Origin of the sequence: Citrobacter sp. Cpo103 (genome assembly GCF_030332605.1) — a bacterium.
In the GTDB taxonomy this organism is placed as follows: domain Bacteria; phylum Pseudomonadota; class Gammaproteobacteria; order Enterobacterales; family Enterobacteriaceae; genus Citrobacter; species Citrobacter portucalensis.
On record NZ_JAOWHO010000020.1, the window covers coordinates 324,780 to 348,274 of the forward strand.

The following is a 23,495-nucleotide window of genomic DNA, read 5'->3' on the forward strand; positions in this document are numbered from 1 at the left end:
ATACAATTATTAACCTTTATAACTTTATTTCACTGAAGCGATTCAGTTTGCATTTTTTATTTTATTATTCAGGTAGCTTCCTTCCCCCTAAATATAGTTCAGTCTAAAAAAGTAAATCGGGAATTGTAATGCACGAATATTTAATGTTTGCTCTGGCACTCTCTCCTTTGCTGCTGATGGTATTTTTAATACTGAAATTAAAAATGCCCATCCATTATTCCGTACTGATCTCTTTGGTATTCACCGCTGCACTATCGGCAATATTCTGGGAAATGCCCGTACAAAATCTGAAAGCCGCGATAGGGTATGGCGCACTGAAGGGACTATGGCCGATCGTGATTGTGATCCTCGGCGCTATTTTCAGTTATAACGTCATGCAGGCGACCAAAGCGCTGGATATTTTGCGCGATATTCTCGCCAGCATTAGCGAAGATAAGCGTATTCAGGTGCTGCTGATTTCATGGTGTTTTGGTGGATTTCTTGAAGCCGCAGCGGGCTATGGCACGGCGGTCGCTATTCCGATCGGCATTCTCATTGCGCTGGGATTCAACCCGTTGAAGGCGGCGATTGCCTCTCTCGTGGCAAATACCGTTCCCACCGCATTCGGCGCGGTCGGGATCCCGGTTTCTATTCTGGCTGAACAGGTTAATCTGTCGGTTTATACCTTAGGCGGAACCATTATTTTGCAGCTCGCGTTGTTTAATATCCTGCTGCCGTTTGTGATTGTCTGCATTATTGGCGGTGGCCTGAAAGCCATTCGCGGCGTATTTCTGATCACGTTGATTTGCGGCATTTCCACGCTGGTTCCACAATATTTTGTCGCCATCCATCTTGGCGCGGAATTACCCGCCTTTGCCGGTAGCCTGGTCAGCCTGTTTGCCGTGGCGATGGTCAGTCGCCTGCGCAAAGGGAAAACCGATCCCGAGTGGCGCATTGAGGTCAGCCATACCCGCGAAACCACGCCGCGCTCGGCAAAAGTGTTGTTCCGCGTGGGCTCTATCTATCTGTTTATTTTTGTGTTTATCCTGCTGTGTTCGCCGCTGTTCCCGACAATAAAAGGTACGGCGTCCCAACTGGCTTCTGTGCTGCATTTCACGTTGGCTGACGGCAAAACGATGGCACTGAAAGTTGAATGGGTGACCACACCAGGGATGCTGATTATCTTTGCGACCATTATCGGCGGTTTTATTCAGGGAGCGTCCGCACGCGGGATGCTGGAAGTATTTATCAAAACGATTTTCCAGCTTAAAAACTCTATCGTGGCAATTATGGCGATCGTCGCGCTGGCCACGGTGATGGATCTCAGCGGGATTATCTCCACGCTGGCGCAGTCGATTGTCGATCTGACCGGCAGCTCGTACGTCTTCCTCGCCCCGGTGATTGGCGCGCTGGGCACGTTCGTTACCGGCAGCGATACCAACTCGAACATTCTGTTCGGCAAGCTGCAAACCATAGCTGCCAGCAAGTTACATATCGATCCCAACTGGCTGGCGGCGGCCAATACCTCTGGCGCTACGGGGGGCAAAATGATTTCGCCGCAAAGCATCGCCATCGCGGTTTCTGCCACCAAAATGGACGGTCAGGCCAATCAGATCATGTCTGGCACCATGAAATACTGCTGTGCCTACATTGTGATCCTTGGCCTGAAAGTCGGTCTCTTTTATTACTGGTTTATGGCGTAAGCCATTGTCAACCCCGTCAAATTCGCGGCAATCGTATTTGACGACACAGTGACCAAAAAGGTTTACACCACCCCAGAAACGGAACAAGGCGACAGGCTTTACGATTTGTCGGCGCTGACTAAAATAGCGCCGATGTTTCAAATCGAGGATTGTTGTTATGTTGTTCTGGAAAAAGATGGTGAAGAAGTTCGACGCCTTTTCCGCGTTGATTCCACCACGCTACTTCCGCGTGTAATACCTGGCACTTATGCCTGATGGCGCTTCGCTTATCAGGCCTACATTTCACACTCATTTGTAGGCCTGCGTTTCACGCTCATTTATAGGCCGGATAAGGCGCGAGCCGCATCCGGCAGCAACAGCAGCGTAAAATGCTCACCCCTTTCTCTTACGCAGACCGCATGCTCTTAACACCGCCACCCACAGACGAAGCCACGCAAAACGGTAGACCAGCGGATGCTGAAATCGCAGCAATGTCAGAAACATAAAGCCTCCCTGCGGCGCTACAGTACCGCTGCCCGATAGAGAATTTGCGGATCCATTATCTGGTGACGCGCATCTATCAGCCGCAGTTCATACGAATCATGCTCTTTTGTCAGTCGCATCACCGCATCGACGACACTGGTGGTCCGCTCCAGCGCCTGCTTATCCTCATAACCATTGAGCAGTGAGGCCAGCATCACGCTGCAAATCAGATCCCCAACGCCCACCGGCATTTTGGCAAAGGTATACAGCGGCCGGGCAATGTGTAACGTCTGTTCCGGCGTCACCAGCAGCATTTCAAACGACTGTTTGTCCCGTGAGCAGTCGCCGAGATGCTTCACCAGCACCTTTTTCACCCCCCATGCCACCAGCTGTTGCGCAGCTTCCACCACCTCGTCAAAACCACGCAGTTGTCTGCCCGTCAGCACGCCCAGCTCATAGAGATTCGGTCCCATTATGTCGGCCAGTTGAATGGCATCATCGACAAAAAAGGACTCTACGCCCTGCGCGACAATGCAGCCTTTTTGCGGATCGCCCATCACCGGATCGCAAAAATAGAGCGCCTGCGGATTACGCTGACGAATGGTGGTGACCGCGTGCTTCACCTCTTCACAATGACGTTTATCTCCAAGATACCCGGACAGCACGGCATCGCATTGCGCCAGCTTTTGCAGGTCATCCAGCCCGCTGATGATGGCACTCAGCTCGCCGTGCGGCATCGCCATGCCCTGCCACATCCCGTACTGGGTGTGGTTGGAAAACTGTACGGTGTAAAACGGCCAGACATCGATCCCCGAAAGCTGCATCGGCAGCACAGCGGCTTTATTTCCGGCATAGCCATAAACGACTGACGACTGAACAGACAACACGTTTTTCATTTTGACTCCGTCTAACGAAACGTTGGCAGCAGACCAAATACGTCCAGAACAACCGTCAGATAGACAACCGCCCCACAGACAATCACCAGGTTAAGCACGGTGTTATTACAAGGCGCGGTATATCTGGCGGTCGGGAAACGTTTCCGCGCGGCTTTCACCAGGAACGGCGGCAGGATCACGCTCCAGATGGTAAAGGCCAGACCGGCGTAGCCAATCGCGTGCACAAAACCGTTCGGGAAGAAGAAGCACACGGCGGCTGGCGGAAAGTAGGTCACCAGCGCGGTTTTCAGGCGGCCCATGCCGTCATCCGGGAAGTGAAACAGGTCGGCGATATAATCGAACAAGCCAAGCGTCGCCGCCAGCAGAGAACTGGCTACTGCGAAGTTGCCGAAGAAGGTCAGGATCAGATCCATATACCGGCTGGTGAACAGCTCGCTGATGGCCTCGACAAACACATCGATATTGCCGCCCTTGGCGATAATTGGCGGGAACGCGGAACGGCTGATGTTACCCATCGTGACGCCCAGCCAGAAGATGTACAGCAGCAGGGCAAACAGCGTACCGATGATAATCGAACGCGTGATATTCGGGACCCCACTCTTGCCATACAGCTTGACCAGGCTCGGCACGTTACCGTGAAAACCAAACGAGATAATACAGAACGGCAGCGTCATCAGAATGTAAGGCAGGTACTGTGAGTTGGGCAGCGCCACCGCCACGCTGTCGACAAGTTTCGCCACTTCAATATGACCAACCAGCCCGGAGAAAGTAGCAAAGAACGCGATAAACTTACCGATAATCAACACGGTAGTGATGCGTCCAACCAGCAAGGAGCTGTACCAGGCAATCGCGCCGACTAGCATACTGACGATCACCACCGAGATATTCGCCGGAAAGCGCACGCCGCTGTATTTGAACACGGTTTGCGCCATCACCGCTGACGATCCGGAAATATAGGCATAGGTCAGAATATACAGCACAAAGCCGAAAGCGATACCGACTACGATATTCCACTTACGGCCTAATAAATCCTGAGTAAAGGTATTAAAACTGGCACCGGCACCATAATGCAGATTAACTTCAACCAGCATCAGACCGGTTAATAACATCATGATGGCGATAAACAGAAGAATAACAGACGCACCGGGGAACCATACGCCGGCCATCGCAATCGGCAGGGAGAACATCCCGCCACCCACTACGGTTGCGATAACCAACATGGTTCCGCTAATCAGTCCGGGGGTACTACTCTGTCGCTCAATGGCATTAATATCCATGATAAATGTTCCTGTAGACTATTCGTTATAATTACAGCTGTCATTTGTACATCATGCGGATAATAAAAATGTCGGAGTCAGGGTTTACTTTTTTTTAGTTATGTCACGGTAACGAGCACCGCAAAGGCTTCCTGTTCATGGAAAAGGAATACAAAAAAGCCCCATCATGTGATGGGGCCATAACTATTTTTTAGATGTAATCAAAGCGTGCAGTAAAGAAACGTAACTGCTTCGGCTCGTAAATAAACTTCAGCCCGCGAATATCTTCTTTGTGCTGGTAAAGTTTAATAATGCCGTCAGCCACGACATCCATATGTGCGTAGGTATATACACGACGTGGAATAGTCAGACGCACAGTTTCCAGTTTCGGTCTGTGGTGTTCACCGGTCACGTTATTACGGCCCGCAGAGATAATTCCGCGTTCCATACTACGTACGCCCGTTTCCACATAGATGCTGGCGGCCAGACTTTGTGCCGGGAACTCATCTTGCGTGAGGTGCTCGCAGAAGCGACGCGCATCGAGGAATACCGCGTGACCACCCACCGGTTCAACAATCGGTACGCCAGCGGCTTTCAGCTTATCGCCCAGGTAGCGAACCTGCTTCACGCGGTGCTCGATGTACTCGTACTGCATGGCTTCACGCAGGCCAATCGCCATGGCTTCCATGTCGCGTCCGGCCAGACCGCCGTAAGATGGCATCCCTTCGTACACCACGACTAACTCTTTGGCAGAAGAGAACATTTCGTCATCGTTCATGCACAGGAAGCCGCCGATGTTCACCAGACAGTCTTTTTTACCACTCATGGTGCAACCGTCGGCGTAGCTGAACATCTCATGCACGATCTCGGCGATGCTCTTGTTCTCAAAGCCCTGCTCTTGCTCTTTGATAAAGTAGGCGTTTTCCACGCAGCGGGTAGCGTCGTAGAACACTTTAATGCCGTGTGCTGCCGTCAGTTCACGCACCGCACGCATGTTCGCCATCGAGACCGGCTGGCCGCCCGCGAGGTTAACCGTCACCGCCAGGCAAATATACGCAATATTCTCTGCGCCTTTTTCATCAATCAGCGTTTGTAATTTTTTAAGATCGATATCACCTTTAAACGCAATATTCAGACCGGCATCGTGCGCTTCGTCACGAACGATATCGACAAACACCGCACCATTTTTTTCCTGGTGATAACGGGTGGTAGTGAAATACATATTACCAGCAACATATTGCCCTGGTTTAATAGCCAGTTGTGATAATAAGTTTTCTGCGCCGCGGCCCTGGTGAGTCGGAACAATATGTTTAAAGCCGAACAATTCCTGCACGGTTCTTTCCAGATGATAGAAGTTTTCGCTGCCCGCGTACGCTTCATCACCCATCATCATTCCGGCCCACTGCTTGTCGCTCATTGCGTTGGTGCCACTGTCGGTCAGCAGGTCAATATAAATATCTTTCGAATTTAACAGGAAAGTATTGTAACCCGCTTCTTGCATTTTCTTAAGGCGCTCATCACGCGGGATCATAGATACAGTTTCAACGCTTTTAATACGGAAGGGTTCTGCCGGATAATTCATTTTGTTTCTCCAGTAACAGTGGTCATGTACGTATTAATGTGAAGTAAATCATACCTGGTTCATCAATAAAGTCTGATGAAATATAACTATTCGCCTCCTGAGCCAGGGGGAGAAATAATGTGGAGGCACTATGCAAGATTTGATTGATTATGGAAATAGCCCGGTCAACATTAATCACTGGCAATAATTTAAAAAGCTGTAAATGTGAGTGATGCAAATCACACGCCTTTTTTTTACCCGTTAATATTCAACAAGTTTTTTTTTGCGTTTCGATTTGCCATTCATCGTAGTGTGTCTGCGGAGAGTGGAAATACTGAAAACTTAACTTTCCAGGCTGTGCTCGTAATGTATTGCTGAATGAGTACACCTCATTTTGTGAGAGTCGGATCACTTCATGGAGTGACATTTGTGATTTACATCACTAAAAGTGTAAAGCAAAGTGTACAAAACGGTGTTGTTTCAGAGTTTGCTATTTGCTTCAGTGAGTTAGATCGCATTTTTGGCCTGATGCAGAGGAGCGCTATTTTCTGGAAATGGCCGTATTTGGCGGACTGGAGGGGAATGGATTTATACGGTGAATAATACCGGATTTATTGGGGTGAAGGCGTTTTCTATTTATTCCGAAAGCGTGCTATTCGCGCTTATTTCATCTTATTTACATCTGGACTTCCCCCAGTTTACTGGCGTAATTTACAGGGGTTTTATTAGCGCGATGCGAAGGTGCGCCAACACCTGCGCATCGCTAATCACAGTAACTATTTCACGAGAATAGCCATCATGACTGATACGCATTGTATTGCAGTTTCATTTGATCAAGAAGTGCACGCCGCAGATAACCGTCGCCTGAAGGTGGGATATGCGAGCCGTTATCCTGATTACAGCCGTCTGCCGGTGAAGTACGTTCAGTTTCCGTCCATCGTGATGAAGGGCCAGTGGCTTAAAGCCGCCGGATTCGACACCGGCACCCGCGTTGATGTGCGCGTAATGCAAGGTTGCATCGTGCTCACCGCCCAAACGCCCCAGCCCGAAGAGTCAGCGCTGATGAAATCGCTGCGCAAAGTAGAAAAGCTGTCAGCACGCAAACAAAAACAGGTGCTGGAGTTTATCGCGGTGATTGCGGGGAAAACGTTGAAGGGGTAAGAGTGTCCTTGAGGCGCCTGTGGCGCCTTTATTAGGGGTTATTGCGCCATCTTTGTTATGCCGTAGTACGTTCGTTCCAGGCGTCGGTATATTGAATATTGCCATCTACAATACACCAGGTGATTTTTTCATAGCGCAGTTGTACGCTTTCCAAATGCCCGGTTCCCGTTACCGTACGTGTGTCATGCACGATTGGTGTCACTGATACAACTTTTACACCTTCAAGTAGGGTATTAAAATATTCCACTTCCTGGCCTGCGTCGTTTATGTGATAGAACTTAAGTTCCGCACTTTGAAGTGTCTGACCTGTCGCAACTGCTTTGTAAAGGTATGGGCTGGAGGAGTCGATCTCTTTGTCAAATAGAAATGGGCCATGTTGGCGTGTGCCGGTTAGCTTCCCGGTGGCACCATCTGTTGGAATGCTAAGGTTATGTGTCAGACCACGGAGCTCAATACTGCCTTCACGTCCCCGGACATCTGAACCTCCACGAATCATCGCGCCACCATCATCTTTTAAAAATAAATGAACGGGTACAGCCATTTTTAAAACTCCTTGTAATCAATCATATAACCAGTGACCTGCTCTGGCTGATTCTGCGAACATACGCACAGTAAGCGGTTTTGACACTTGTTTGATGGGTTCTTTGGTAAACCACTTTCGATAGACCGACTCTCTTTCCCACGGGTAATAGGCCTCGAAATCAATGACTGAAACATCAACGTTATATTTCTCTCCAAAATCTTCAATGGCATACGGTAATTCATCCCATTCAGCGTAACCTTGCAGCGGCGTATCAAGTTCAATCGGGATAGGCTTGAAAGTAAACGTTACCGCGAGAGATAACTCTCCCCGAAAAAATTCTAATACCTCGTTATCAGTCACCATACGCGATCTTCCTCTCTGGCAATGGTGTTGTAGGTATTCACCGTTTTATAGACAATTTGGGCGACATCACTTGCGAGTAATGCCCAACCAATCACAGGAATTGTTCGTCCAACGAATGCCCCAAGATTGTTAGTCATCATTGGTTTTAAATATTTGATACTGGCATTGGTGATGGTAGGAAGCCTGACGGACAATGTTACGTTAAGAAACTCACGAGAATATTTGGAGGCAATTGATGTGCCTTGTGTTGCCCCATATGGTTTACCCCGTGTTTTCAGCAATGGTAACCCAAGAATGATACATGACATTGTTACCACATCTTTAATTCCCCCAAATTGTTCATCAATTTTATCGAGGAAGATCCAGAAAAATAGCTCACCTGCAGAAATGTTACAGACCCCTTTATAAAAGTATGTTCCGTTGAGTTCCTCTACTGTATCCATCAGTCCCCCTTCTTCCCTCAATGATTTGCTTGCTTATCGTACTCCAGGGGAATCACGAAGAATAAAGATGACTACCGTATAAAGTCTATTTTCAGATAAAATAAATATCATGCCGTTAGTAGTAATGTACCAGGAAGACATAATGTAGTGATTGAGTGCTATATCTGGTAAAGAAAACATTCATAACAATAATGTAAATAAAACTACCGAGGCATAATGATATGAGTAAGTTTACTATTCCGATAATAAATATAATTCTTAGCGGTTATGTAGCTACCTTATGTTTAATTTGCTTGTTCTAATTCGATTCATGGCAAGATAAAACCCTTGCCGTTATTATCATCGTAGGGATTATTTATATTATCGTTTCTATCGTAAGCAGGTTTTTACCCACGAAAATGCGTCTATTGGATGGAGTACTTGACCTATTATCCGGACCATTGCTGAGCGCAGGAATCCTCGCCTGTTTCGCCTTGTTTGAACCCTGGTCCATAAAAATTATTGGCATTTTTATATGGGTTATCGTTATGATTTACTTACCTTTACGTATAAATAATGGTAAGGATTAATCATGTTAATTCTGGCTTACCGAATTCTACCTGAACAGTTATGTTTAATACTCTGTGAATTCTCCGTCACCATACCCGATTTCCCTCTCTGCATAGATCCTGGCAGGGCGACTTCGCTCAAAATACAGTGTGAAAAAGGAATATGTAACGATACACGTATAACAGGAGGGACATCGTCCCTCCTGTTCTCGCGATAATTATTTCACTAACGCGGATATATCCTTGAACAGCGAATGGGCTATTTCCACACCGTCACGAGTTGTACGCGTACGGGAATGATAGCGACGCTCGCCCGGCAAACGCGCCCCTTGCCGCTGCATATCGGCAAAGAGTCTCTCGGCACGTGCCAGATGCTGCGGAGCCTCCAGTCCCAGAAAGCGGGCCGGGTCCAGGGCCAGAATCAGCTCGCCACCATAGGGCAACCCGCCAGCCCCCTTATCCCACGCCAGCGATTCCGCGCTGGTCATATCGCCGATGAGCGGTCCGGCAAGCAGTTCCACCATTGCCGCCAGTGCCGACCCTTTATGCCCGCCAAACGTTAACATCGCGCCGTCGAGGATCGCCTGCGCGTCGGTGGTGGCCTGACCGTCACCGTCAATCCCCCACCCTTCCGGCACCGCTTTTCCCGCCCGTTGATGGAGTTGGATCTCTCCCCGTGCCGCCGCACTGGTGGCCATGTCGAAGATAAACGGGGGTTTTTCTTCACGCGGCCAGCCAAATGCTATCGGGTTAGTGCCAAAAAGCGGCTGCGTCCCGCCCGCGGGAGCAACCCACGCATGGCTGGGTGTCGTCGCCAGCGCCACCAGCCCCGCCTCGGTGAGCGGCTCAACGTCGGCAAACAGCGCCGAAAAGTGCACACAGCGGTTAATCGCCAGGGCAGCAATACCGCTGTGGCGCGCCTTTTCTATCAGCAGTGGAAGTGCGCGCTCGAATGCCAGCAGGGAAAATGCCCCACCGGCATCCACCTTCACAATGGCCGGCGCGGTATCGGTGATAACCGGCTCAGCGTCAGGTGACACCTTTCCTTTACGTCGCGTCTCCACAATCCCCAGCAACCGCCACAAACCATGCGAGGCACAGCCATCACGCTCACCGTGGGTCACGTTTGTCGCGACCACCACGGCATGCGCTTCACTGAATCCGTTCCCGCGCAGCACCTTATATGCCAGCGCATAAGCCTCTGTTAACGAGAGGTTTACCATCTCCATGACCGACTCCTTTACTCTTCTTCATCACCGGTAAAGTTAGCCTGCGGCAGACAGGTTCGCTCGCCCCAGTAGTAAATTCCCAGCGACATCACCGCTACCACCACCGTATCCCACGGATGACCAATCACCCCTGTGCCTCCAAAACTGCCCAGCCAGGAGAAGAGCATAATCAGTGCATAGAAGGCGATAAGCCACAGAGACGACTTCACCTGCTGTGCCAGACTCACGGTGTGCACCGGCACTTTTGATTTGCAAAGTACATAGACGACAAACATCACAATCTGCAGTCCCAGCAGCCATGACAGCGTGCCCCAGCCAGACCAGAATACAATCAGCGCCGAAATCACAAACGACACCGGACCGATAATCCCGAAGGCACGCACGCGGAATGGGCGCGGTAAATCCGGTGCATTACGCCGTAGCCCCGCCGCCGTGACCGGGGCAATAGCGTAGCTCAGTACCAGCGCCGCCGACACCACGCTTATCAGCTGTTCCCATGACGGGAACGGCAATGTCCAGAAGATAGACAATGCAAAGGTCAGCCACAGCGCCGGACGGGGAATGCCAGACTCTTTATCGATGTGGGTAAACGTCTTAAAGAAGGTGCCTGCTTTCGCCCAGCCATAAATCACGCGCGGCGTGGCGTTCATGTAGATATTGCCGGTACCACTTGGGGAGACAATCGCGTCGCACACTACCATAAACGCCAGCCAGCCCATACCGAGTGTAATGGCGATATCCCGGTACGGCAGCGAAAATTGCTTGCTGATCTCTGCCCAGCCGCCACCCAGCATATCGGTCGGAATACTGCCAAGAAATGCCAGTTGCAACAGCACGTAAATAATCGTCGACAGCACCACGGATAAAATCAGCGCCACCGGGATGGTACGCTGCGGATTCTTGACTTCACTCGCCACAGAAATAATTGGCGTCAACCCCAGGTAGGCGAAGATGATCCCACCGGCGCTAATCGCAGCCTCAACGCCCGACATACCAAAGGGTGCAATTCCCTGAACGTGCAGGTTCTCAGGTTTGAAAAAGGTAAATAGCGTTACAACGACCGCCAACGGCACCAAAAATTTCAGAATACTGATGATGTTATTGGAACGGGCAAACGTTTTTACGCTGTAGTAATTCAGCCCGAAGAACAAACACAGCAGCAAAAACTGCACTATCCATCCCAGCAGCGTTGGGTCGCTTGAGCCAGTTTGAGTCAGCATCGGGAACCATGCTGCCGCATACTGCCGCGCGGCAACAATCTCTATGGAGATGAGGCTTGAAAACGCAATCAGCGTAATAAATCCAAGCAGATACCCCATCAACTCACCGTGGGAAAAAACCGGATAACGGATAATCCCCCCGGCACGAGGCAGTGCCGCGCCCAGTTCACAATAGACAATCCCCAGCAGCAGAACGGCAATCCCGCCGATGACCCACGAGGCAATGCCCGCAGGTCCGGCAATCGATGCCACATGGCTTGCTGCAAACAGCCAGCCGGAACCGAAGATAGCCCCAAGCCCAATAAACGTCAGGTCGGTTAGCGTTAGCTGCTTTTTAAATTTACCCACCTCAGCAACGCGGGCCTGTGTTTGGTGCGTAGAGTGAATCGTCATGGTCATGCCCTTCAGTCAACAGAGGGGGAAATGGCTTCCCGGGTCCACTGCCCGTTAATCAGGCGCAGCAGGTTCAGAGGGTTGTCATCCTGGACAGCAGGCGGAAGCAGCGCGGCAGGCACATTTTGCAGGCATACCGGGCGTAAAAAACGGTCGATGGATTGCGTCCCTACCGAGGTACCGCGAGCATCGGTGGTGGCAGGCCACGGGCCGCCGTGCACCATGGCATCACAGACCTCGACACCGGTCGGATAACCGTTAAACAAAACGCGTCCCGCTTTTTCAGTGAGGGCTGGCAGCAGGCGCTGCGCCAGCGGCCCATCATCAGATTCGGCGTGCACGGTTGCCGTCAACTGGCCCGGAATCACGCGCAAAATGGACTGCAACTCCGCCTCATCGGCCACCTCGACCAACACCGCCAGCGGGCCAAACACCTCCTGCTGTAGCAGTGGATCCTGTGCCAGCAGCAGCGAAGCCGGAGCCTGATACAACCGGGCCTGCGCGCGGCCGATAACCGATTCATCAGACCCTGCCAGACGCTGAATATGCGGATGTGCCTCAAGCGCGCTGACACCCTCTTCATAATGGGCAAGCGTTGGGGCATTCAGCATGATCTGTGCCGGTGCCAGGTCAACCGCGACCTTCAGTGCCTGCGTGAAGCGGGACATACCCTCGCCGCGTAAGACAAGGATCAGCCCCGGCTTGGTACAAAACTGTCCACATCCCAGAGTGAAAGAGGACACCAGCTCATTGGCCAGCGTTTCTGCCCGCGTGGCGACGGCCTGCGGCAGAATAATCAGCGGGTTAATGGCCGACATTTCCGCAAAGACGGGGATCGGCTGCGGACGCTGCTGCGCCAGCTGCCAGAGCGCCTTACCGCCGCGCAGCGAACCGGTAAAACCCACCGCCTGAATCGCCGGATGGCGAACCAGATCCGCGCCAATATCGGTGCCGAAAATCATGTTAAAAACGCCCGCAGGCAGGCCAGATGCCGCGACCGCACGCACAATCGCCTGGGCAGTCAATTCCGCCGTCGCCATATGTCCGGGATGGGCTTTCACCACCACCGGACAACCCGCCGCCAGCGCGGATGCGGTATCGCCTCCTGCCGTAGAAAAGGCCAGCGGAAAATTGCTGGCCCCGAACACCGCCACCGGGCCAAGCGCGGTCAGAAACTGACGCAGATCCGGGCGCGGCAGCGGCTGGCGGTCAGGGAGTGCGGTATCAATACGTACGCCAAAGGCATCGCCCCGACGCAACACCCCGGCAAACATGCGCAGCTGATTACTGGTACGGGTGCGCTCTCCCTGTAACCGCGCCAGCGGCAGCGCCGTTTCCTGGTGGGCTATGGCGAAAAAATCCTCGCCGAGCAAATCCAGCTCGTCGGCAATAGTGTCGAGAAAGCAGGCACGCACGTCTGGCGCTGTCTGTGAATAGACCGGAAACGCCTGGTCAGCCGCCTCCGCCGCGGCGGCGGCCTCCTCACGAGAGGCCGGGTAAAAATGGTATCCGGTCAGCTTGCCGTCAGCGGCACGCAGGCTTGGCAGCGTCGCCTCACCGCTTGCCACGCGGCGTCCGGCGATAAACTGCTGACCCGAAACAGAGAGAGGTAGCGTCATCATCACTCCTTTACTTAAAGGCCGACATCCGGCAGCTGTGGACGGGTCGCCAGCGCCTTCTCAACAATCGCCACCACTTGCGCACGGGTATCCCCTTCCAGTGCCAGACGCGGTGGACGGGTAATGGCGCTGCCACGCCCCAGCAATTCTTCACAGAGCTTGATGCACTGCACCAGATCCGGACGTGCATCCAGATGCAGCAACGGCATAAACCAGCGGTAAAGCGCCATCGCTTCCTCATAACGCTGTTGTTTCGCCAGGCGGAACAATGTCTCCCCTTCACGCGGGAAGGCGTTCGACATTCCGGAGATCCAGCCTTCCGCCCCAACGGCAATGCTCTCGACCACCACATCATCCAGCCCAGCGAACAGCACAAAGCGGTCGCCAACAGAGTTACGCAGGTCGATAAAACGGCGGGTATCGCCGGAGGAGTCTTTGAAGCAGACGATGTTGTCGCAGTCGGCAAGCGTCGCCAGGATATCCGGCGTCACGTCGTTTTTGTAAATCGGCGGGTTGTTGTACACCATGATAGGCAGGTCGGTAGCCGTAGCCACACTGCGGAAGTGGGCCGCTGTTTCATGCGGTTTTGAGGAATACACCAGCGCAGGCATCACCATAATACCGTCGACGCCCACGCGCTCTGCCTCTTTCGCCATCTTCTGTGCAAACGCGGTGGTGAATTCGGCCACCCCCGCAATGACCGGGATCTGACCGCCCGCAGCATCTTTCGCTACCTCGATGATCTGCAGCTTTTCCTGCGTGGTCAGAGAGGTGTTCTCCCCCACGCTGCCGCACACCACCAGACCAGAAACACCATCCTTGACCAGGTTTTTCATCACCGTGTGGGTGGCATCCAGATCCAGGGAATAATCGCTACGAAACTGGGTGCTGACTGCCGGGAATACACCGCTCCAGTGAATGGCTTTCTTGCTCATGTTCGGTTCCTTGTCGTCAATTTGTTAATTGAAAGTGAATGAATGGTGAATATTCACTGACAGATTGACGTTTCAGGCGACCGACTGCTTGGTGGTTTTCTTCCTCTTTGATGACGAAATTAGCACAGTGAGTGTGTCTTACCCGGCAAGCGTAATGCGAAAATCACGCGGCGTAGAGCCCGTCATCGCCTTAAACTGGCGGCTAAACGCGCTGTGATCGGTATAACCGCACTGCAACGCAATATCGGTAATCGGCGTATCGCCCGCCAGCAATTCGGTGGCTTTTTCCAGCCGAACTTTGTGGATCATCTGGCGCGGAGTGAGATGAAAAATACGCTTACAGTAGCGCTCAATTTGCGCCACCGACATGCCGCTCAGGGCGGTTAGTTCTTCCATCGCAATGGGACGGTGATAATGGTTGCGGATATGATCGTCGACGATCGCCAGCCGCTGCCACGCCGGGTGACGCGCCTGCGCTTCCTGCAGATCGTGTGAAATCCCCGCCATACCGATGACCTGGCCCTGCGCATCCCGCAGCGCCAGCTTCTGAGTCAAACACCAGCCGCGTTCACGACCGTTGTAGAGATGCATTTCCAGCTGATCGCGTAGCGTTACCCCTTCGCGCAGCACCCGCATATCCTGCTCGGTATAGCCCAGCCCAAGCGCTGAAGGGAAAACATCAGCAGAAGTTTTACCCAGCAGAGAAACCACCGTCTTAAACCCGCAGCGTCGTGCCAGGGTCATATTGACCATCAAATAGCGGGCCTGCACATCTTTGATAAAAAAAACCACATTCGGAATGGCATTGAGCAGCGGCGCAATCAATGCCATCGCATGGAGCAACGTCTGGATATTGTCCGGACGCTGACGCGCCAACCCCTCACATATCTGGCTAAGTTCAGCCACTTCCGGCACCGGCGACGGGGCCCGCACATCATTAATCACACAGGACATCATGCTTCCTCCCGATTAGTGACCTGAATATTTATTAACTTTTTGTTAACCGAGCAAGCATCCTTACTGCGTTTTGCGATCCTGCCGTAGATTTATAACTTCCCCTTTTCCAGCCACTGGCGCGGTTGCCTTTTTTGGTTTACCACACCACTAACGAAATGATTAATAACAAATAAATATGATGCCGACTTAACGATGACAGCGGCCATTATGCTGATTTCGTCATTTGCGGTGACGAAAGCGATCAAGCCGGGACGCAAGGCTTGCGTCAGCATTTAGCAACAAAATATTAACTTTCCGGAGATCCTATGACAGCGCAGTACAGTGAACTGAGAGTGATTGATTCTCACACCGGCGGTGAACCCACTCGCCTTGTCATCGACGGCTTTCCGGATCTGGGAACGGGGAACATGAGCGAGCGTCGGGAGCGCTTTTCCCGCGACTACGACGACTGGCGTAAAGCCATTATTCTTGAGCCACGCGGTAACGACGTTCTGGTCGGTGCATTGCTCTGTGAACCGGTTTCGCCACAGGCCACGGCGGGAGTCATCTTCTTTAACAACTGCGGCTTTCTGAACATGTGCGGTCACGGCACCATCGGGCTGATTGCCTCGCTGGCATGGCTTGGGCGCATTCAACCCGGTAAACATCTGATTGAAACGCCGGTGGGCGATGTGACCGCCACGCTGCACGAAGACGGCAGCGTCTCGGTCGAAAACGTGCCGGCCTACCGCTGGCGTAAGCAGGTACAGGTTGAAACCGTCCACGGTACGGTAACGGGTGATATCGCCTGGGGCGGCAACTGGTTTTTCCTCGTCAACGATCATCCGTTCGCGGTCTCGCCGGAAAAGATCCCTGAATTGACGGAGTACGCATGGGCAATCCGTGAAGGGTTAGATCGTGCAGGCATCCGTGGTGAACATGACGGCATTATCGATCATATCGAACTGTTTGCAGAAGATGATCGCGCGGACAGCCGCAGCTTTGTTCTTTGCCCCGGTAAAGCCTGGGATCGATCGCCCTGCGGCACCGGCACCAGCGCCAAACTGGCCTGCCTGGCAGAGGACGGAAAACTCAAATCCGGAGAGTCATGGCGGCAGGCGAGCATTATCGGCAGCGAATTTACGGCGCATTTCGTGCCGCATGGCGACAAGATCGTCCCGACGATCCGCGGGGAGGCATGGGTCTGTGGCGATAACAAGCTGATCCTCAATCCTGAAGATCCGTTCTGCTGGGGGATCTCACTGTGATCGAAAGTGACGTCATCGTCATCGGTGCCGGGATTATCGGGGCCGCCTGCGCCTGGCAACTGGCCGCTCGCGGGCAGCGAGTCACGCTGATTGATGACGGCAATGCAGGCGCGACGGCGGCGGGTATGGGCCACCTGGTGTGCATGGATGACGATCCTGCGGAGCTCGCACTCTCCGCCTGGTCTCTGGAGAGCTGGCGCAAACTGACGCCCCGGATGCCGGAAAGCTGTGCCTGGCGCGGATGCGGCACGCTGTGGCTGGCGGAAACGCCGCAAGAGCTTGCGCTGGCAGAAGAAAAGCAACAACGGATGGCACAATACCAGGTTGTCAGCGAAATGCAGACCCGCGATCGGCTTGCCGCGCGCGAACCGCTGCTCACCACCGGGCTCGCTGGCGGGCTGTGGGTCCCCGGCGACGGGATAGTTTACGCCCCAAACGTCGCCCGCTGGTTTATTAACGATGCTGATTTAACGCATCTTCGGGATAGCGCCCTCTCTGTTGATGCCCCTTACGTCACCCTACACAGCGGTAAACGACTGCGCGCGCCCGCCATCGTCATCGCCAGCGGTCTGGGGGCCAATGCGCTGCTGGGTGAAAACTGGCTCAGGCTCAAAAAAGGTCAGTTGGCGATCACCGACCGCTACGGCCCCTTGCTCAGCCACCAGCTGGTAGAGCTGGGATACGGTGCCAGCGCCCATGCATGCGGTACCTCAGTGGCCTTTAACATTCAGCCACGCCCCACCGGACAGTTGCTGATTGGCTCCTCCCGCCAGTTTGATAACACCGACCGCGAGGTTGACCTCCCCCTGCTGGCACAGATGCTGGCGCGCGCGCGCCATTTTTTACCCTCTCTTGAGGCACTTAATATCATTCGTTGCTGGAGCGGTTTTCGCGCGGCATCGGCTGACGGTAACCCGCTGATTGGCCCACATCCTGCACGTCCGGGTATCTGGCTGGCGCTGGGACATGAAGGACTGGGCGTCACAACCGCGCCAGCAACCGCCGAGTTACTTTGCGCCCAGATCCTTGGCGAGCGCCCGGCGGTATCCCCGGACGCCTGGCTCCCCGCACGCCTGCACAAGCAGGAGGCCATCGCATGACAACCCTGAACGTAATTATCGACGGCCAGAGCTGTGAGGTTCCCGTCGGAATGAGTATTGCAGCAGCACTGGCCCTGGTGGGCAACGGCGTGACCCGTCGTTCGGTGAGTGGTCAACTGCGCGCGCCCTTCTGCGGAATGGGAGTGTGCCAGGAGTGCCGCGTCACGGTGAACGGACACCGGGTGCTCGCCTGCCAGACGGAATGCCAGCCCGAAATGGTGATTGAAAGGAGCCATCATGCAAAGCGTTGACTGTGAGATCCTGATCCTTGGCGCAGGGCCAGCCGGATTGTCGTCGGCGCTGGCTGCCGCACGCTGTGGAAAATCAGTGATAATCCTTGATGACAACCCGCGCCCCGGCGGGCAAATCTGGCGCGACGGGCCGCAGGTCTCACTCCCCCGGCACGCCAGACGGCTTCGTCAGGCGGTAGCTGAACATCCCAACATCACACTGCTGAGCGGTGCCCGGCTAATTGCCCGCCCCACCCCACATTCCGTAGTCTTCGAAACCGCAGACGACTGCGGCGAAATCCGCTGGCAGCGGCTGATTTTATGCTGCGGCGCCAGAGAACTCTCGCTGCCTTTTCCTGGCTGGACGCTACCCAATGTGACGGGGGCCGGAGGCCTGCAGGCGCAGATAAAACATGGCCTGCGACTCAAAGGGGAACGCGTGGTCATTGCAGGCAGCGGTCCTCTTCTGCTGGCGGTCGCCAGTACGGTGAAACGCGCTGGCGGGAATATTGTTGCCATCATCGAACAGGCACCGATGACCGCACTGGCCCGTTTCGCAACCGGGCTATGGCGCTGGCCTGAAAAATTGCGTCAGTTCGGCGAGCTCTTTCCAGCCCGCTATCATCCGGCAAGCCAGGTCATCCAAGCGCAGGGTGATACCTGTCTGCAGTCAGTGACCGTGCGCCACCAGGGACAAACCCGAGAGATAGCCTGCGACAGGCTGGCCATTGGCTATGGGCTGGTACCGAATATAGAACCTGGCGCCATCTTTGGCTGCAAAACAGAAAATCAGGCTATTTGGGTCGATACGGATCAACGCACCAGTGTGCAGGATATCTATGCGGCAGGAGAATGCACCGGCTTTGGCGGCAGCGAGCTGGCGTTAGCCGAGGGAGAAATTGCCGGCTACGCCGCCGCAAATTGTCCGCAAAAAGCCCAAAGCGCCATCTCCGCGCGCGCCCGCTGGCAGCGTTTTGCCCACGCGCTGCATACGACTTTTGCATTGCCGGAGTCGCTAAAAGCCGCGACCACCGCAGATACGCTGCTCTGTCGTTGTGAGGATATTCGTTGTGGCGACGTGCAAAACGCCGAAAGCTGGCAAGCGGCAAAGCTCGCCTCACGCTGTGGAATGGGGGCCTGCCAGGGAAAAGTCTGCGCCACCAGCGCCCGCTGGCTGTACGGCTGGCCGCTGCCGCAGCCGCGCGAACCGCTCTCCCCTGCGCGTATCGACACGCTTATCCATCTAGCAAAACCAGAGGGGTGATGGTCAGGTTTAAAGGCGCCCACTGGCGCCTTTTTTGATGTGGTGTATCCGTAGACCATTTCGTCAAAGGGAATAATTTTATCTTCACCCATATCTATTTCACTCTGTGTTTTGGGAACCGAGCGTCCTATTTCTGCCAAACATTCAAAAATATAAAGGGAATGTAATGCATGTTTAAAATATGATAAACCCAACAATTCAAATTACCGATATTGCTTTTATTAGTAAGCAGAAACTAGCATAACACCCCAGGAAATAACCTTTTCTTTCCGTATCGTTAGAAAAAATAACACTTACTAAAGCAATGTTTATTTTTATAAAATACCCCCTATGAATAAGCTTGAATAACTTAAAAATAATATGGCGAAAAAAGTTTTTTAATTAATCTGCGAATTCGATAATGAATATTATTTTTAGTGTTGGCCGTAATAGGCACAGCAACGCTTGATTAAGTGATATTTTGCGAGCATCATCGCAATTATTTACCCGAAAATGAAATCAATGACTTCTAGTAAATCCCTGCAACAGGCAATTGCTGACATCACCATCTGGCGTAAAGGCGAACAGCGCGCGCCGCACAAGCCCCTACTGCTGCTTCACGTGCTGGCGGGGTATCAGCAAGGCCATGACCGCCTGTTTGATTACGGTTCAGAAGTTCGCGCCCCCTTGCATAGCCTGCTGGAGCGATTTGGACCACAGCGCGCGCAGTACCGCCCGGATATGCCCTTCTGGCGCTTACAGGGCGATGGATTCTGGGAGCTCCAAAACGCCGAGCATTGCTCAACATCCGGCAGCAGCAAACAGCCCCCCGCCGGAGAACTGGTGACGCATAACGTTGTGGGAGGTTTTGATGAACAGCATTTTGCCCTACTGAAAAAGAGCAAAAACCTCATTAACACCCTGGCACAGCAAATTCTCGAGGCTCACTTCACCGAAAGCATCCAGGAAGAGATCGCGGATGAACTGGGGTTTGATATCCTGCAAATCCGCAAACAGCGGGACCCATTGTTCCGCCAGCAGGTTCTGCGTGCCTATAACTATAAATGCGCCATTTGTGGCTTCAATATGCGCCACGACAGCACTTCGGTTGCCCTAGAGGCCGCCCATATTAAATGGAAACAGCACGGCGGCCCGTGCGAGATTTCAAACGGCCTGGCGCTGTGTGCAATCCACCATAAAGCATTTGATAAAGGTTCGATTGGGCTGGATGAGAGTATGCGAGTTCAGGTGTCACCCGCAGTAAATGGCAGCGGCATGGTGGGCAGACTATTCTGGGATTTCGACGGGAAGGAGATTGCTCTACCGATGATGCGCGAGAATTATCCAAAAGAAGGTTTTGTGGAGTGGCACAGGAAGGAGGTGTTTAGAGGGTGAGTGCGAAGGCCGGACTCGAATAAATCATTCAACAAACTGATTTTAATGTAATTTATTTTATAAGCATGATGATTATACCCACACTTATACCCACAAATGAAAATCTGTATAAAATATGATCAATGCTTACGCTTTGATACGTTCACCGCGATAGCCACCTAATACAACTAACGGCATGCTCAGGAACTTGCATCCTTCCCATACAGCTCCTACCATTCTAGTTAATCAGGCTAACATGAAGCTTTCTAGTTGGAGCCAATAACCATAGCACTAATAGGCGAGCGGAACGTACCATCCAATTGTTTAATGCAACGTTGATATGGAGCTTCATAAACAGCTTCTGAACTAACTGTCATAGGAGTTAATTCGATAAGCCGATTATCTACCCATGTTGCCATGTAACTGTCTGGCGGCGATTCCAAAAAGCTAAAAGCAACCTTAGAGCCTTCGGATTTTATATGTCTTGTAACTTGCGGTTTGAGAAGTAAACTATTTTCACTTTCTCCCATAGTGAATCTAAAGCGGATCCGTGTAGCGTCACCTTCAGGTGATAATGTTAATGACTCTGGTATGATGTTACTCGATACGCTGACAGGTACAATTCCCTCTATTGATTTTCGTAGCGTGATAGTTGCTAGCGACGTTTCAGACCGGTCTACATACATTCCAGACATACGCCTGAAATTGGCTTCCCACATCTCATTTAGGCGAAGGGCAATATCCTTACGCTGTACGATTGTCAGTGGCATAGCTTCTTTACTAACTGATGGCCGGTTTACAACCATGACTGTGTTGGGATTCTGGCTACCAAATAAAACATCCAGCCCTCCTCGCGAGTCATGTTTCCCTGCTAACAATGGATCATAATGGCTCTCCCAACAGTTTGTCTGAGCCAAGCCCATCATGTATAAAAATTGTTCAGTCAATGTAATATATAAATCACCAATACCTTTGGAGTAAGAAGCGCCTATATCAGAGTGAGATCCTGGCACATAGATAGTATTGATTCGATTTATAGGGGCAAACTGCGTTCCTAAAGGTAGCGGTGTTTTATCCTCATCAATCGTTGGAACAAAAAGCCAGTTTCTAGCCTCGTCTGTTGCAACAAAGTGCACAAGATAATCAACGCTCTCAGGTATATTGAGAGTAAGACGATCCTGCTGGCCGGTCGCTACAGTATCGTAAAGCAGTGCATAAAATCGCGGACTCTTAATATCTGAGTTAAAATATTGGGCCCATTGATTACTGGCCAAATTAATAAAATGCCTAGCAGTTGCTGCTCCTCGACTGAACCCCGTAACAAAAACCCGAATATCTGTATCAGGATTTTGCTTTAGCCAAATTTTGGCTTGAGCATAGAATTTTTTCTCCGCATCTGTTGCTATAGCGATACCACTTCTACCAGTCGCAGCATCGAAATAATCGATGCTGCGACCCTGCATTCCTGCTCCTGGATAGTAATTATCAGCTTTTACAAGCGCGGCTATCCTAGCAACCAGAGTCTCACGCTCACCAGATGGTACTCTAGAGTGATCATTGAGCGTTCCATCAAAAGCAACTTTGTATATTCTTACAGGGCGATTTCCGATGGGTGCTGTGATCAATGGTGCATTATTGGCTGTGTAAGTAATTTTTTGAATTTCTTCATAATCTGTCACTTTGACAGGAATGGTCCGACTCCCAGAAACTAGTCCCGTACAAGCGGTTAAAAGACCACTAATCAAAACACATACAAGAGTGGTACTCAGTTGACGAATCCACTTTCCAGTCATCTTCCCCTCGCACGTAGCAAATGTACTGTTCTGAATCACCACGGATAATCTAGACACTTCCGAGCCGTTGATAATACTGGTTTTCATATTCTGTCGGTGACATCTGATTGCTCGAACCATGCCGACGCTTACTGTTATAAAACATTTCGATGTAATCAAAAATATCGCTGCGGGCTTCTTCCCGCGTTCCGTAGATCTTTTTCTTTATCCGTTCGCGTTTCAGCAACTGGAAAAAGCTTTCTGCAACCGCATTATCGTGACAGTTACCGCGACGGCTCATGCTCCCCTCCAGGCCGTGTGATTTCAGGAACGACTGCCACTCATGGCTTGTGTACTGACTGCCCTGGTCCGAATGAACCAGCACCTGTTTTTGGGGATTACGCCGCCATACAGCCATCAGCAGTGCGTTCAGGACAATGTCCTTTGTCATCCGGGATTGCATTGACCAGCCGATAATTTTGCGTGAGAACAGATCAACAACCACAGCAAGATACAGCCAGCCTTCGTGGGTCCTGATGTAGGTTATGTCCGTTACCCAACGCTTATCCGGAGCATCCGGATTGAACTGTCGCTGGAGCCTGTTGGGCGATACGATACTGGCCTCGCCTTTGCGTGCCCGCGGGCTCCGGTACCCGACCTGAGCCTTTATCCCGGCACGATTCATCAGTCGCCAGACTCTGTTCACTCCGCACTGTTGACCGCTATCCCGCAAGTCCAGATGGATCTTGCGATAACCATAAACGCAACCGGACTCCAGCCAGAACTGTTTGATCTGTCCCGTCAGTCTCAGATCTACCTGGTGGCGCTGAGAATACGGTTGTTTAAACCAGGCGTAAAAGCCACTGGGATGAACATCCAGCACCCTGCAGAGCAGACGAACAGGCCAGCAACGGGAGTTGTCACGAATAAAGGCGTACCTCAGTCGGACAGCTTTGCGAAGTACGCCGCGGCTTTTTTTAATATGTCCCGTTCGTCAGTAACCCGCTTCAACTCCTTCTGGAGTCGGCGGATCTCGGCCTGAGCATCTGACTGTTCTTTATTAGTGGATGAGTCCGGACCGTACTTCTTTATCCAGGCGTAAAGGCTGTGGGTGGTGATATCGAGACGTGTTGCAACGCTGGAAACAGAATGACCGCGATCAATAACCTGTTTGACTGCTTCAATTTTAAACTCTTCGGGATAACGTTTACCGCTCATGGGCACCTCTCTTTAAGTCATCTTAAATGACTCCGAGGTGTCTGTTAAACCCGTGGCGATTCA

General features: G+C 52.2%; 20 protein-coding genes. 7 read left to right on the forward strand and 13 right to left on the reverse strand.

Annotation, left to right across the window (positions count from 1 at the left end; genetic code table 11):
* The first annotated feature begins 128 nt into the window (after nucleotides 1-128).
* A complete protein-coding gene (locus tag OGX89_RS04130; RefSeq protein WP_003830094.1) occupies nucleotides 129-1,682 on the forward strand; it encodes an L-lactate permease in 1,554 nt (517 codons plus the stop codon).
* A 500-nt stretch (nucleotides 1,683-2,182) separates the two neighbouring features.
* On the opposite strand, the gene pdxY is transcribed toward OGX89_RS04130, so the two are convergent.
* The 3 genes from pdxY to OGX89_RS04145 all read right to left on the reverse strand — a co-directional run bounded on the left by pdxY (nucleotide 2,183) and on the right by OGX89_RS04145 (nucleotide 5,878).
* The gene (pdxY, locus tag OGX89_RS04135) at nucleotides 2,183-3,040 is read right to left on the reverse strand and encodes a pyridoxal kinase PdxY (RefSeq protein ID WP_126957745.1); all 858 of its coding nucleotides are present in this window, start codon (nucleotides 3,038-3,040) and stop codon (nucleotides 2,183-2,185) included.
* A gap of 11 nt (nucleotides 3,041-3,051) precedes the next feature.
* A complete protein-coding gene (locus OGX89_RS04140) occupies nucleotides 3,052-4,317 on the reverse strand; it encodes an aromatic amino acid transporter (protein WP_126957743.1) in 1,266 nt (421 codons plus the stop codon).
* A 190-nt stretch (nucleotides 4,318-4,507) separates the two neighbouring features.
* Nucleotides 4,508-5,878 (reverse strand): tyrosine phenol-lyase, encoded by a 1,371-nt coding sequence (locus OGX89_RS04145; RefSeq protein ID WP_003830098.1) that lies wholly within the window; start codon nucleotides 5,876-5,878, stop codon nucleotides 4,508-4,510.
* A 777-nt stretch (nucleotides 5,879-6,655) separates the two neighbouring features.
* Between OGX89_RS04145 and symE the strand changes: the two genes are divergently transcribed.
* Entirely contained in the window at nucleotides 6,656-7,018 is a 363-nt protein-coding gene (gene symE, locus OGX89_RS04150; protein ID WP_003830100.1) for an endoribonuclease SymE, read from the forward strand.
* 55 nt (nucleotides 7,019-7,073) lie between these two features.
* On the opposite strand, the gene OGX89_RS04155 is transcribed toward symE, so the two are convergent.
* From OGX89_RS04155 to OGX89_RS04190, 8 genes are all read right to left on the reverse strand, one after another.
* Nucleotides 7,074-7,559 (reverse strand): Hcp family type VI secretion system effector, encoded by a 486-nt coding sequence (locus OGX89_RS04155; RefSeq protein ID WP_003830101.1) that lies wholly within the window; start codon nucleotides 7,557-7,559, stop codon nucleotides 7,074-7,076.
* A gap of 18 nt (nucleotides 7,560-7,577) precedes the next feature.
* Nucleotides 7,578-7,904, reverse strand: a complete 327-nt coding sequence (locus OGX89_RS04160; protein WP_003830102.1) for a DUF1493 family protein — start codon at nucleotides 7,902-7,904, stop codon at nucleotides 7,578-7,580.
* Nucleotides 7,898-8,347, reverse strand: coding sequence for an STM2901 family protein (locus OGX89_RS04165; protein WP_003830103.1), 450 nt, complete (start codon nucleotides 8,345-8,347; stop codon nucleotides 7,898-7,900). The genes OGX89_RS04160 and OGX89_RS04165 overlap by 7 nt, the downstream gene beginning before the upstream one ends.
* A gap of 766 nt (nucleotides 8,348-9,113) precedes the next feature.
* The gene (locus tag OGX89_RS04170) at nucleotides 9,114-10,124 is read right to left on the reverse strand and encodes an Ldh family oxidoreductase (protein WP_126957123.1); all 1,011 of its coding nucleotides are present in this window, start codon (nucleotides 10,122-10,124) and stop codon (nucleotides 9,114-9,116) included.
* 11 nt (nucleotides 10,125-10,135) lie between these two features.
* On the reverse strand, nucleotides 10,136-11,737 hold the full coding sequence (locus OGX89_RS04175; RefSeq protein WP_063941042.1) for an APC family permease: 1,602 nt from the start codon (nucleotides 11,735-11,737) through the stop codon (nucleotides 10,136-10,138).
* 11 nt (nucleotides 11,738-11,748) lie between these two features.
* Nucleotides 11,749-13,356: an aldehyde dehydrogenase (NADP(+)) gene (locus OGX89_RS04180; protein ID WP_126957127.1), complete on the reverse strand. Its 1,608-nt coding sequence runs from the start codon at nucleotides 13,354-13,356 to the stop codon at nucleotides 11,749-11,751.
* Between the two features lie 14 nt (nucleotides 13,357-13,370).
* Nucleotides 13,371-14,291 (reverse strand): dihydrodipicolinate synthase family protein, encoded by a 921-nt coding sequence (locus tag OGX89_RS04185; protein ID WP_003830108.1) that lies wholly within the window; start codon nucleotides 14,289-14,291, stop codon nucleotides 13,371-13,373.
* Between the two features lie 138 nt (nucleotides 14,292-14,429).
* On the reverse strand, nucleotides 14,430-15,245 hold the full coding sequence (locus OGX89_RS04190) for an AraC family transcriptional regulator (protein WP_008786078.1): 816 nt from the start codon (nucleotides 15,243-15,245) through the stop codon (nucleotides 14,430-14,432).
* 308 nt (nucleotides 15,246-15,553) lie between these two features.
* On the opposite strand from OGX89_RS04190, the gene OGX89_RS04195 reads away from it, so the two are divergent.
* From OGX89_RS04195 to OGX89_RS04215, 5 genes are all read left to right on the forward strand, one after another.
* Entirely contained in the window at nucleotides 15,554-16,495 is a 942-nt protein-coding gene (locus tag OGX89_RS04195) for a 4-hydroxyproline epimerase (RefSeq protein ID WP_003830113.1), read from the forward strand.
* A complete protein-coding gene (locus OGX89_RS04200) occupies nucleotides 16,492-17,595 on the forward strand; it encodes an NAD(P)/FAD-dependent oxidoreductase (RefSeq protein ID WP_126957121.1) in 1,104 nt (367 codons plus the stop codon). The genes OGX89_RS04195 and OGX89_RS04200 overlap by 4 nt, the downstream gene beginning before the upstream one ends.
* Nucleotides 17,592-17,846, forward strand: a complete 255-nt coding sequence (locus OGX89_RS04205) for a (2Fe-2S)-binding protein (protein WP_008786074.1) — start codon at nucleotides 17,592-17,594, stop codon at nucleotides 17,844-17,846. The genes OGX89_RS04200 and OGX89_RS04205 overlap by 4 nt, the downstream gene beginning before the upstream one ends.
* Complete coding sequence (locus tag OGX89_RS04210; RefSeq protein WP_126957119.1) at nucleotides 17,833-19,089, forward strand: NAD(P)/FAD-dependent oxidoreductase; 1,257 nt, start codon at nucleotides 17,833-17,835, stop codon at nucleotides 19,087-19,089. Before OGX89_RS04205 ends, OGX89_RS04210 begins: the two co-directional genes overlap by 14 nt.
* 501 nt (nucleotides 19,090-19,590) lie before the next feature.
* Nucleotides 19,591-20,463 carry a phosphorothioated DNA-binding restriction endonuclease gene (locus OGX89_RS04215; protein WP_126957117.1) on the forward strand — a complete coding sequence of 291 codons (873 nt, stop codon included), beginning with the start codon at nucleotides 19,591-19,593 and terminating at the stop codon, nucleotides 20,461-20,463.
* A gap of 245 nt (nucleotides 20,464-20,708) precedes the next feature.
* Here the strand turns inward: OGX89_RS04215 and OGX89_RS04220 are convergent, their stop codons facing one another.
* Both OGX89_RS04220 and OGX89_RS04225 read right to left on the reverse strand, forming a co-directional pair.
* Nucleotides 20,709-22,235: a T6SS phospholipase effector Tle1-like catalytic domain-containing protein gene (locus tag OGX89_RS04220; protein WP_118262882.1), complete on the reverse strand. Its 1,527-nt coding sequence runs from the start codon at nucleotides 22,233-22,235 to the stop codon at nucleotides 20,709-20,711.
* 49 nt (nucleotides 22,236-22,284) lie between these two features.
* A protein-coding gene (locus OGX89_RS04225; protein ID WP_155959297.1) for an IS3 family transposase occupies nucleotides 22,285-23,432 on the reverse strand; the annotation gives its coding sequence in 2 pieces (ribosomal slippage) (nucleotides 22,285-23,195 and nucleotides 23,195-23,432; 1,149 coding nt in all).
* Nucleotides 23,433-23,495 lie beyond the last annotated feature (63 nt).

What these genes read in the sequence shown, in the direction of transcription:
- OGX89_RS04130 (WP_003830094.1), top strand. Translation starts at nt 129, where the DNA reads ATGCACGAATATTTAATGTTTGCTCTGGCACTCTCTCCTTTGCTGCTG.
- pdxY (WP_126957745.1), bottom strand. Translation starts at nt 3,040, where the DNA reads ATGAAAAACGTGTTGTCTGTTCAGTCGTCAGTCGTTTATGGCTATGCC.
- OGX89_RS04140 (WP_126957743.1), bottom strand. Translation starts at nt 4,317, where the DNA reads ATGGATATTAATGCCATTGAGCGACAGAGTAGTACCCCCGGACTGATT.
- OGX89_RS04145 (WP_003830098.1), bottom strand. Translation starts at nt 5,878, where the DNA reads ATGAATTATCCGGCAGAACCCTTCCGTATTAAAAGCGTTGAAACTGTA.
- symE (WP_003830100.1), top strand. Translation starts at nt 6,656, where the DNA reads ATGACTGATACGCATTGTATTGCAGTTTCATTTGATCAAGAAGTGCAC.
- OGX89_RS04155 (WP_003830101.1), bottom strand. Translation starts at nt 7,559, where the DNA reads ATGGCTGTACCCGTTCATTTATTTTTAAAAGATGATGGTGGCGCGATG.
- OGX89_RS04160 (WP_003830102.1), bottom strand. Translation starts at nt 7,904, where the DNA reads ATGGTGACTGATAACGAGGTATTAGAATTTTTTCGGGGAGAGTTATCT.
- OGX89_RS04165 (WP_003830103.1), bottom strand. Translation starts at nt 8,347, where the DNA reads ATGGATACAGTAGAGGAACTCAACGGAACATACTTTTATAAAGGGGTC.
- OGX89_RS04170 (WP_126957123.1), bottom strand. Translation starts at nt 10,124, where the DNA reads ATGGAGATGGTAAACCTCTCGTTAACAGAGGCTTATGCGCTGGCATAT.
- OGX89_RS04175 (WP_063941042.1), bottom strand. Translation starts at nt 11,737, where the DNA reads ATGACGATTCACTCTACGCACCAAACACAGGCCCGCGTTGCTGAGGTG.
- OGX89_RS04180 (WP_126957127.1), bottom strand. Translation starts at nt 13,356, where the DNA reads ATGACGCTACCTCTCTCTGTTTCGGGTCAGCAGTTTATCGCCGGACGC.
- OGX89_RS04185 (WP_003830108.1), bottom strand. Translation starts at nt 14,291, where the DNA reads ATGAGCAAGAAAGCCATTCACTGGAGCGGTGTATTCCCGGCAGTCAGC.
- OGX89_RS04190 (WP_008786078.1), bottom strand. Translation starts at nt 15,245, where the DNA reads ATGTCCTGTGTGATTAATGATGTGCGGGCCCCGTCGCCGGTGCCGGAA.
- OGX89_RS04195 (WP_003830113.1), top strand. Translation starts at nt 15,554, where the DNA reads ATGACAGCGCAGTACAGTGAACTGAGAGTGATTGATTCTCACACCGGC.
- OGX89_RS04205 (WP_008786074.1), top strand. Translation starts at nt 17,592, where the DNA reads ATGACAACCCTGAACGTAATTATCGACGGCCAGAGCTGTGAGGTTCCC.
- OGX89_RS04210 (WP_126957119.1), top strand. Translation starts at nt 17,833, where the DNA reads ATGCAAAGCGTTGACTGTGAGATCCTGATCCTTGGCGCAGGGCCAGCC.
- OGX89_RS04215 (WP_126957117.1), top strand. Translation starts at nt 19,591, where the DNA reads ATGACTTCTAGTAAATCCCTGCAACAGGCAATTGCTGACATCACCATC.
- OGX89_RS04220 (WP_118262882.1), bottom strand. Translation starts at nt 22,235, where the DNA reads ATGACTGGAAAGTGGATTCGTCAACTGAGTACCACTCTTGTATGTGTT.